Raw genomic sequence first — 4,687 nt, 5'->3', positions numbered from 1 at the left:
AACGGGGCGCACAGGTCCCCCCCCGTCCTGTGCGTGGTGTTCACACCGCGCTCTCCCACGCCGCTCATCCCGCGCCCCCCGTTTCCGTACAGGCGCGCCCGTAGAGCCCGTAAACCAGGCGGTCAAGCTCGGCCTCAAGAGCCGCGATGTTGGCGGCGGGGTCGGCGGTCTTGGCGGCGAGGATGCGGTCGACATCCCTGTGCTACGCGAGGATCTCCCGCAGCGCCGGCTCGAGGGGCGTGCGGGCGGTGATGCCGAGGGCGTCGAGGCGGGAGGTGTCGAGATGGGCGTCCTGGGGGCGCGGGGCGCCGGGCGCCGGGGCGTCGTCGGGCCGCACGGCTGCGGCGGCGACCCCGAGGATGCGGGCCATCAGCAGCCCGAGCGTGTACTTGGTGTGCGGCTCGTTCCCCGACGCATGGAAGACGCCGGCGAGCGGGTGGCCAGCCAGGCGGCGGCGGGTCATCTGGCAGATGACGGAGGCGATGTCGGCGGTGTGCGTCGGGTAGCGCACGGCCCAATGGTCGAGGCGGACCGGTGCGGCGGGCGTCGCCCGGAGCAGCGCCGGAACGATGCCGGTGACCGACGATTCGGCGAGCGACTCGCACGGGCCGTAGAGGATGGGGACGCGCAGCACGGCGGCATCCGCCGTCTCGCTGCGGACCGCGTGTTCGCCCGCGAGCTTCGACCGTCCGTAGGCGTTGAGCGGCCCCGTCGGGGCATCCACGCCGTAGGGCGGCCGGGCGCCGTCAAACACGTAGTCCGTCGAGAGGTACAGCAACCAGGCGCCGTGGGCCGCGCACCAGCGGGCCAGACGGGCGGTGGCCTCGACATTCAGGCGGCGCGTGGCCTCCGGGTCGCGCTCGCTGACATCGGGCCGGCGCTCGGCGGCGCTGTGGATCACCACGCGCGGGCGGAGCGATTCGAGGCACGCCTCCACCGCTACGGGGTCGCACAGGTCGAGTCTGACCAGACCCTCCCGCGCCCGCGAGAAGCCGGCGCCGCACACCCGCCAGGCGGCGGCGTCGGACCGGAACGCGGCGAGGATGGCGCGTCCCAGCAGCCCCGACGCGCCGGTCACCAGAATGGATGGCGCGCTCAGTGTCTCCGCCCTCACAGCGTCTGCTTGACCGCCGCGACGATGTCGTCGGCATTGGGCAGGAACGCCTTTTCGAGGACGTGCGACTGCGGCGCGATGCCGTCCTTGGCGCCGACGCGCAGCACGGGGGCGTCGAGGCTGTCGAAGGCTTCAGCCATGATCCGCGAGGCGATCTCACCGGTGTACGAGCCGATGTTGACCGCCTGGGAGACCACGACGCAGCGGCCGGTCTTGCGGACCGAGGCGAGCACCGTCTCCATGTCGAGCGGGACGAGCGAGCGCAGGTCCACCACCTCGGCCTGCACCCCTTCGGCAGCGAGTGTCTCGGCGGCCTTGAGGCAGTCGTGCAGCGCGGGGCCCCAGGTGACGATCGTGGCGTCCTTGCCGGCGCGCTTGATGTCGGCCACGCCGAGCGGGATCAGCCGCTCGCCCTCGGGGACGACACCCTTCATGTTGTAGAGGAGCTGGGACTCGACGAACAGAATCGGGTTGTTGTCGCGGATCGCCGTCTTGAGCATCCCCTTGGCATCGGCCGGGGTCGCGGGATAGACCACGTAGAGGCCGGGGATGTGGGCAAACATGGATTCGAGCGTCTGCGAATGCTGTCCGCCGTAGCCCTTGCCGCCGCCGACCGAGGCGCGGTAGACGAGGGGGACCTCGACATTCGCGCCCGACATGTAGTGCCACTTGGCAGCCTGGTTGGAGATCTGATCCGAGGCCATCAGCGCAAAATCCATGTACATCAGCTCGACCACCGGGCGCAGGCCGGTCATGGCCGCGCCGACGGCCGTGCCGCAGATCGCCGCCTCGGAGATGGGCGAGTTGAAGACGCGGTTACGGCCGAAGGCGTCGATCAGCCCCTTGGTCACCTTGAAGGCGCCGCCGTATTCGGCGATGTCCTCGCCGTAGAGGACGACGCGGCTGTCGCGGAGCATCTCCTCGACCAGCGCCTCCTTGATCGCGTCCTTGTAGGTGAGTTCACCGGCGGGGGTGCGCTTGACCTCGGGCGCGGCGCCATGCACCTCAACCCGTGTGAACTCAGCGGGGACGGTCTCGACGCAGGTGTCGGTGTACATGTAGCGGATCACGTCGCGCGGATCGGGCTCAGCCGACTGGGCGGCGCGGGCTGCGGCGCGGGCGTTGCGGTCGGCGACCGTGCCCTTGAGGGCGTCGAGGGCGGCCGGCGTGAGGACACCGGCGTCGAGGATCTGCCGCTCGAAGAGGATCAGGGGGTCGGTCTCCTTCCACTGCGACTCCTCCTCCTTGGTGCGGTACTCATTACGGGGGTCGGAAAGGGAGTGGCCGTAGTAGCGGTAGGTGTCGAACTCCATCAGCACCGGGCCCTTGCCGGCGCGGCAGAGGGCGGCGGCGCGGCGGGCGGCGTCGAAGCACGCCAGCACATCCATGCCGTTGATGATCTCGGCGTGCAGGTTGTTCTCGGCGAAGCCCGCGGCGCGGCGGGCCATGTTGCGGATGCCCACAACCTCGCCGTCGGCGCGGCCGGTCATGCCGTAGTGGTTGTTGATCAGCGCGTAAAAGATCGGCAGGCCGTAGCTCCGTTCGCCGGCGTATTCGGGCAGGGTAAACTGGCCCATGGCGGCCCAGTTGAGCGACTCCATGACCACGCCGTTGTTGTAGGCACCGTCGCCGGCGAAACAGCAGGTGATCTTGCCGTTGCCGAAGTAGCGGGCCGACATGGCCGAGCCGGTCGCGATCGGCACGCCGCCGCCGACGATGGCGTTAGCGCCGAGGTGGCCGGCCTTGAAGTCGGCGATGTGCATGCCGCCGCCGCGGCCCTTGCAGTAGCCCTCCTCCTTGCCGAACAGTTCGGCGATGGCGCGGTAGACATGATCCTCGTGGGCGGCGGCGACCAGGTCGGACTTCCGGGTCGAGGCGCAGCCCGGCACGCGGCCCTTGAGCTGCTCGGCCGTCATGCCGCGGATGGCGGTCATCCCCTTGGCAACCGAATCGCCGTGGCCGCGATGGGTCGAGGTGATGTAGTCGTCGCTGGCGATGCCAGAGGTGCAGCCCACGGCCGTCGCCTCCTGTCCGATCGAGACGTGCGTCGGGCCGCGGTAGTCATACCCGACGCAGGAAGGATAGGCGCCGGTGCGGAGCTTGACGATCATCTCCTCGAACTCGCGGACGGTGAGCATGTCCTCCAGCAGATCGACGGCCTGCTGCTTCGTGAGGGTGCCCGCGGCCAGTTCATCGGTCAGGGTCTTCTTGTACTGGTAGGCGGCGATCTTGCCCAGTTCGGTCTTGCCGGGCTTGAAGAGCGGCTTTAGCGTGCTTAGGTAGTTGTTAGCGGGTTTACTCATGGGGTCCTGTTCTTTCGGGTTACGTGTTGAGAAGCCTAGGCGGTGAGGATGCGCAACGCCGGGTAGGCGTCGCGAAGAGCGGCAAGCGTCGACCGCGGCAGCGTGGTGTCGGTGACCAGCGTGTGCAGGGTCGAGATCGGCGCAAAGCGGACGGTCGAAACGGCGCCGACCTTGGTGGCGTCGGCCAGCAGGACGACGCGGCGGGCGCGGGCGATCGCCAGCTCCTTGGTATAGGCCTCGTCCGGATCGGTGGTGGTCAGGCCGTCATCCGGGGTGAGCCCCAGCGTGCCCATGAAGGCGATGTCACAGGAGATGTTCTCGAGGATGTGGCGGGTGAGCGGGCCGACAAACGTCTGCGAGAGCCGCCGCAACGCGCCGCCGGTGAGGATCACCTGCGGCCCCCCCGCAGCAAGCACCTGGGCGACACGGAGCGAATTGGTGACAATCGTGTGCTGCGTGCAGCGGAGGAGGAGATGCGCCAGCGCGAGAACCGTCGAGCCGCCATCCAGAAACAAGGTCGTGTGCGCCGCCGGAATCAGCTTCGCCGCGGCGGCGGCGATACGGCGCTTCTGGGGTTCGGCGCGCGACGCCTTGTCCTCGAAGAGCGGCTCGTCGGCGACGAGCGACGCGGCCACCGCCACCGCCCCGCCATGCACCCGCTTGAGCTCGCCGTCGGCCTCCATCTCCGCCAGGTCGCGCCGGACCGTCGCCGGCGAGACCTCCAGCGTCGCGGCGAATTCCTCCACGCGGACCACCCGGCGCTCGCGCAGCAACAGACGGAGCCGCTCGTGACGCCCGACAGCCAGTTCTTTGGTGGATGGTTCGCTCATTTGTGATCGTTCGTGCTCAAAGGAGAGCGCATTTAATCACAAACGGGCTGCGGAAACAAGCGCAAAAACACACCCACCGGCCGCCGTGGGCGCATCCCCGTTTCGTTGACTTGACGCGTTCTTGATGGGAGCGCGGGCGTCCCGCCCGCTTTGGGAAGTACGCGTAACGGCCAACGGTGCGGGCGAGACGCCCGCGCTCCCATGAAAGCACCGAAACGGGGATGCGCCCGCCGCCGCTTCTACGACACCCTCGCGCTCCAAGAGAAAAGCTGAAAAGCTGAAATGGCGCGTTTCTCGTGGACGCGGCGTCACCGTCGGCCTCGGCCGGGTGGTGCGGGAGAGCGACGGGATGCGGGAGAGCGAAGAGGGGTGAACCTCGGCGATCAGGCCGGGGCGCGGCAGCGCCGTCGGCTGCATCGCTTGGTTGGCGTTCTCAATGA

General features: G+C 69.0%; 3 protein-coding genes. All 3 read right to left on the bottom strand.

From position 1 onward, the window contains the following. Positions 1 to 202 precede the first annotated feature (202 nt). The 3 genes from FJ222_12110 to FJ222_12100 are packed head-to-tail and all read right to left on the bottom strand — an operon-like array spanning position 203 to position 4,247. A complete protein-coding gene (locus tag FJ222_12110) occupies positions 203 to 1,114 on the bottom strand; it encodes an SDR family oxidoreductase (protein ID MBM4165165.1) in 912 nt (303 codons plus the stop codon). After that, entirely contained in the window at positions 1,111 to 3,417 is a 2,307-nt protein-coding gene (locus FJ222_12105) for a pyruvate dehydrogenase (GenBank protein MBM4165164.1), read from the bottom strand. The genes FJ222_12110 and FJ222_12105 overlap by 4 nt, the downstream gene beginning before the upstream one ends. Before the next feature lie 35 nt (positions 3,418 to 3,452). Then, on the bottom strand, positions 3,453 to 4,247 hold the full coding sequence (locus FJ222_12100; GenBank protein MBM4165163.1) for a DeoR/GlpR transcriptional regulator: 795 nt from the start codon (positions 4,245 to 4,247) through the stop codon (positions 3,453 to 3,455). Between the last annotated feature and the right edge of the window lie 440 nt (positions 4,248 to 4,687).

The sequence above is a fragment of the Lentisphaerota bacterium genome (genome assembly GCA_016873675.1).
GTDB lineage: Bacteria > Verrucomicrobiota > Kiritimatiellia > RFP12 > JAAYNR01 > VGWG01.
This window is presented reverse-complemented; position numbering and strand designations above follow the sequence as displayed.